Below are 5,530 nucleotides of genomic sequence, written 5' to 3' on the forward strand. Positions count from 1 at the left end.
TCTGATGACAGAACTATTTAGTGTATTGGCTGCAAAATCTGATTAAATTCTCGACATAATAAGCAATATGTGGTTGTACAATAACTTCCGGTATGGGAAGTTTGAGTCATTAACAGTGAATCAAAAGTTTAACATAACTTCATTAATTTGCAGTTAGGGATGCCGGCTTTCCAAAAATCCCGAAGTGGAATATGTTTCACCTGACAAAGAATGCTGGAATTCATAGCACCATGTCCAACGATCAATATGTTTTTTCCCTCTTTGAGCTGCGGATATACAATTTCGCTTAAAAATTGACCGGTTCTCTCCCAAAGTTCCTGCATACTCTCTGCACCGTCTCGGGCAATATACTGCTCAGGATGCCGAAACAACATGCCGACCGGACAGTCTGGAATATCTTCACAATTCGCAGTTCCCTCATATATTCCAAAGCCCATCTCGATCAATCGGTCGTCACATAATATCGGAATATTTCGCCCCTGTAAAACAAGCTCTGCTGTCTCTCGTGCACGAATCAATGGGGAACAGTAACAAATATCAATAGGAATATTGAGGTAATCTTCCCTTGCCTGCTTTGCCATCTGTCGTCCCTCTTCATTCAAAGGAATGTCCGTATGCCCCTGCAGTTTGTGCTGTATATTCCAATCTGTTTTGCCATGTCGCATAATATATAACATAACTTATAGTACCTCCTGCACTTCTTCGTAACGAATACGAAGCTCCGGCATTTTAGTTATCGTTGTGTAATAATTAACTGCCCAATCCTCTCCCTGTGCCGGATCGTTTTCTCCGGAAGCCGGTGGGGCAAATATTTTTAAGGAAAGCTCTGCTCCCGGCTCGATCGGAGTTTCAAAAAACGCAGACATCATATCTACCGTTTTCGTCCCTGGTGCTTTATAGAACCAACGGCCATTTAATTCCATCATTAAATTTAATTCTTCTTCAAAGGTTACTTCGCAAAATTCCGGCGTTTTCTCAAACTTGATCGGAATTGCAATACCCTCTGCATCTTCAGCGCTTCCCCAGCGTAACGTTGCAGGAAGAGTTACTTCTTCTGCTTCGTTCAAACCCGGCATGAAAAATGGATCCTTCAAAATATCCTTATAATCCTTTAAGATTGGCTGTGGAATACCTACAGAAGCGTTATTGGGATCCTCGATCTCCAGACCTAAACGTCCTCTGTCCCTAAATTGGTACATAGAGAATCCATCAAACCAGTCCGCATTTTCGGACTTTAACTTCTCAACAAAACGCTTGATCGATTCGCCCTGATGTAATGGTCCGGTCACATCGCCGTCAGTATTAAATTCAGATACTACCATTGGCTTGCAGATTCCGCCGTTTACTTTTGTAATTCGTTTCGAGGTCTTACGCAAACGCTCAAAAAACTCATCCACTGGTGTCATAGCATAGCTGTTACCGCCCTTTTCACATACGTCAAACGGCCATCCGTAATGCAGTGCCAAATAGCAGTCATTCGACCAGATATCTGCAGTTGCAAAAGCTTCTTTGAACTCTTTTTCAAATTGAACAGGGGCATCTTCTACACTAATGTCGCCAACGGCACTTCCACAAAATACAACAGAAATCTGCGGTGCTTCCTCTTTGACGATCTTTGCGAAACGAACAAAGAAATCACCAACCTCCTGATAAGAAAAACGCTGGTTATGGGTAAACCAATCGCCACCACATTCGTGATTGATACGAAGACGCATTCTGCCAAAAGGTTTTAAATCCTTAGCAATCTGTCTAAGATATTGATCTTCCAAAGAACAATCAATGGTCAAAGTAAGCGCAACATCCTGTCCATGACGTCTGATGTCTCGCATCTGCTCAAATGGCTGGCCGGTTGTATCACCGTCAATACCGCCGCGATATGGGAAATAGTCATCATAAGGATAATCCCACTGAAAATGAATTTCCATGTCTTTACAAGCAACACTGATTCGCTCCGGCCATTCTTTATCTTTTGGATAATAGGTATACATGATACCAATATTACGATGTGGTCGTCCGAGCGTGTTCAGAATATAATCCTGATTGACATATTCTGCTCTCTCGCTGCCATCGCCTAGATCTAACCCACAAGTTGCTGCTGTTAAAGTAACCTTGTTTAGTTTATTCATAAATTCCTCCTTTTACTCTACCCAAAATACTCTTCCATCATTTCTAGGTGCTGCAGCAGGATTTTCGCCATCTATATAACCTACCGCACAATGACCGATGCCTTCCCACTCGCCTTCGATTCCAAGATCTTTTAAGAGCTTCTGATATTCCGGCATTTCAAACTCTTCTTTCGCTCTGTGGATCCAAATGCTGCCAAGACCCAGAGAATGTGCTGCAAGCATCAGATTGCCCATAACAAGACTACCATCATACGGAGCTGTAGGCACTTCCTTATTAGCGAGTACGATCAAAATCGCAGGTGCACCATAAAAAGGATCGTTGCCTTCCGGTCCACCCATGATCTCATTGTTGACCGCCGACAATTTATCCCGCAGTTCTTTATCCGTCACTGCAATAGTGATCACTGCCTGTCTGCCCCTGCCATTGGCTGCATACAAACCAGCCTCTACGATCTGTTCCAGATCTGCCTTAGATGGCATTTCTGCCTTAAATTTACGAATACTGCGTCTTTCCTTCATTGCTTTGATTACTTCGTTCATGGTAATACCTCCGTTTCTTCTGATTTCATGCTATGAACATTCCTCTCCTGTAATAAGTAAAATCGGCATTTTGTGCTGCCTGTAGTGTAAAACGAACCATTTCCTATACTATCAGAAATAGCAACGACAAAATTGCCGTTGCTATTTTACACCTTTTTACACGAAAAAGAAATATTTATTTTATACGTAGATTTTCACCTTTTAATTTATCGCAAAAATGTGAGAGTTCAAACTTTTTTCAAAGTTATTTTGCCACAAAAATATCCGCGATCAAACCTCTTCCCGGATCTGTTTTGCCGCAGCCACCATATTACGAAGACTGGCATCTGTCTCCGGTACACCTCTGGTTTTTAAGCCGCAGTCAGGATTTACCCATAATTTATCTTTATCAATCTTAGTAAGCATCGCATGCAGCGCCTTTACGATCTCTTCAACCGATGGAACTCTTGGTGAATGGATGTCATACACACCGGGGCCAACCTCTGTCTCAAAATGATTTTCTTTGAGAGAATCCAAAATCTGCAAATCGGAACGAGACGCCTCGAAGGTGATCACATCCGCATCCATATCATCGATCGCCGAAATGATGTCTGTAAATTCACTGTAGCACATATGCGTATGAATCTGCGTTTCCGGTTTGACACCGCTATGGGTCAGACGAAATGCAGGAATTGCAAAATCAAGATATTCTGTATACCAATCCGAATGACGAAGTGGTAATTTCTCGCGTAGTGCTGCCTCATCGATCTGGATCATCTGAATGCCATTTGCTTCGAGATCTAGCACTTCATCACGAATTGCCAATGCGATCTGAGAAATAGATTCTTTGATGGAAATATCCTCCCTAGGGAACGACCAATTCAAGATTGTTACCGGTCCGGTAAGCATTCCCTTCATGATCTTTTTCGTAAGAGACTGAGCATAGATAGACCACTCTACCGTGATCGGATTTTTGCGATATACATCGCCCCAAATGACCGGTGGTTTTACGCAGCGCGTTCCATAAGACTGTACCCATGCTTTTTCGGTAAACAAAAATCCACCTAACGCCTCTCCGAAATACTCTACCATGTCATTTCGCTCATATTCGCCATGCACGAGAACATCCAAACCGATCTCTTCCTGCCATTGAACGCATTCTGCGATCTTTTGCTGATTGAAAGCAATATACTGTTGCTCTGTGATCTCACCACGGCGGTACGCAGAACGATTTGCCTTGACATCCTTTGTCTGCGGGAATGATCCGATCGTTGTCGTCGGAAATTCCGGAAGGCCAAGTACCGTCTTCTGTAATTTTTGCCGCTCAACGCGCTCCGGAAGTCTTGTATAATCAGTCTCCTTTATTCCGGCAAGACGCTTTGTAACTTCCTCATTCTCGCAGTTTCTATGCTGTAAAAATAATGTTTTATTCTTCACAAAGGTACTTTCTGCTGTATGATCTGCGGACTCTGCCAAAGTGCTTAGTTCCTGCAGTTCCACTAATTTTTCCTCAGCGTATGCAAAGTATGCTTTGTATTCTTCCGATAACTTCTGCTCATGCTGTAATGTATATGGCACATGGAGCAAAGAACAAGATGTGGACAGTACAATATGATTCTTTGCAACCGGTAAATCTTCTATCGTCTGCAGCGTTTTCTCATAATGGTTTTTCCAAATATTTTTACCATTAACGAGTCCTGCAAATAACAATTTATCCTGTGGGAAACCAAACTGCTTGATCAATGAAACTGTCTGCTTACCCTCGATAAAATCAAGTCCGATCCCGGCAAATGGCATTTGGATCAAATCCTCATAAATATCACGCACATCGCCAAAATAAGTCTGCAATAACACATGACACTTGTTATCTGCAGCAAGGATTTCATCATATAATTTGTGGAATAACTGAATTTCATCCTGTCCCATATCTTGTACAAGTGCAGGCTCATCAAACTGTAGCCAGTCAATGCCTTCTGTCTCGCATTTCACAATCAGATTCCGATATGCTTTACTCACGACATCCACATAATCTGCCATTTTTTTCGTTCCGGTATATCGGCAAAGTTTTAACAGTGTATAAGCACCGATCACTGTCGGCTTTGTTGTGATCCCAAGCTCTTTTGCTTCATGATACTCTGCAAAAAGTTTGTTCCCTTTTAGCTCGATCACCATCTCATCTTCCACCTCTGGAACGATATAATGATAATTCGTGTTAAACCATTTCTTCATTGCCAATGCTTTTACATCACCGGAATCGCCCTGATAACCACGCGCCATCGCAAAGTAGGTATCTAACTCTGATAACTGAAGTTCTTTATATCGTTTCGGAACAATGCCAAATAATACGGCGGTATCTAACATATTGTCATAGAACGAAAAATCATTGCTGGAAATAAAAGAAATCCCCGCCTCTTTCTGTGTAAGCCAATGCGTTTTTCTCAATTCTTTTGCGGTCTGCAAAAGTTCTCCCGCCTCGATCTCCTTTCGGAAATACTGTTCGGAGGCAAATTTTAATTCTCGTAATGTTCCTATTCTTGGGTAACCAATGACTGCTGTCTGCATATTCTTCCTCATTTCTGCACACTTTCTCTTCCTACGGTATTCATGCCAAATGTACAAAACACAAATCCCCCTTGCAACGCTATGTGCCTATTATACGAGGAATGGTCCCTATTGAAAAATACATAAAAACACAAGCTGACCATAGTTTGAAACTATAGGTAGCCCATTATCCTGTCAAACCAATACAAGTCGTCATTCCCGTTAAACAAAGGAATTCAAACTTCCCATACCAGAAGTTATTGCAAAACCACATATTGCTTATTATGTCAGCGATAAATAAACTATTTTGCAGCCAATATATTAAATTGTTCTGTCATCAGAGA

At 41.9% G+C, this 5,530-nt stretch carries 4 protein-coding genes; all 4 read right to left on the minus strand.

Annotated features, from left to right (window positions below):
- Positions 1 to 128: 128 nt before the first annotated feature.
- Complete coding sequence (locus DXB73_RS04000; RefSeq protein WP_118690218.1) at positions 129 to 677, minus strand: histidine phosphatase family protein; 549 nt, start codon at positions 675 to 677, stop codon at positions 129 to 131.
- A gap of 3 nt (positions 678 to 680) precedes the next feature.
- On the minus strand, positions 681 to 2,126 hold the full coding sequence (locus DXB73_RS04005; protein ID WP_118690219.1) for a hypothetical protein: 1,446 nt from the start codon (positions 2,124 to 2,126) through the stop codon (positions 681 to 683).
- Positions 2,127 to 2,138: 12 nt separating this feature from the next.
- Positions 2,139 to 2,666, minus strand: coding sequence for a nitroreductase (locus DXB73_RS04010; RefSeq protein WP_118506407.1), 528 nt, complete (start codon positions 2,664 to 2,666; stop codon positions 2,139 to 2,141).
- Between the two features lie 270 nt (positions 2,667 to 2,936).
- Entirely contained in the window at positions 2,937 to 5,207 is a 2,271-nt protein-coding gene (metE, locus tag DXB73_RS04015; protein WP_118690220.1) for a 5-methyltetrahydropteroyltriglutamate--homocysteine S-methyltransferase, read from the minus strand.
- Positions 5,208 to 5,530: the final 323 nt, after the last annotated feature.

Origin of the sequence: Clostridium sp. OM05-6BH (assembly GCF_003481635.1) — a bacterium.
Lineage (GTDB): Bacteria > Bacillota > Clostridia > Lachnospirales > Lachnospiraceae > Butyribacter.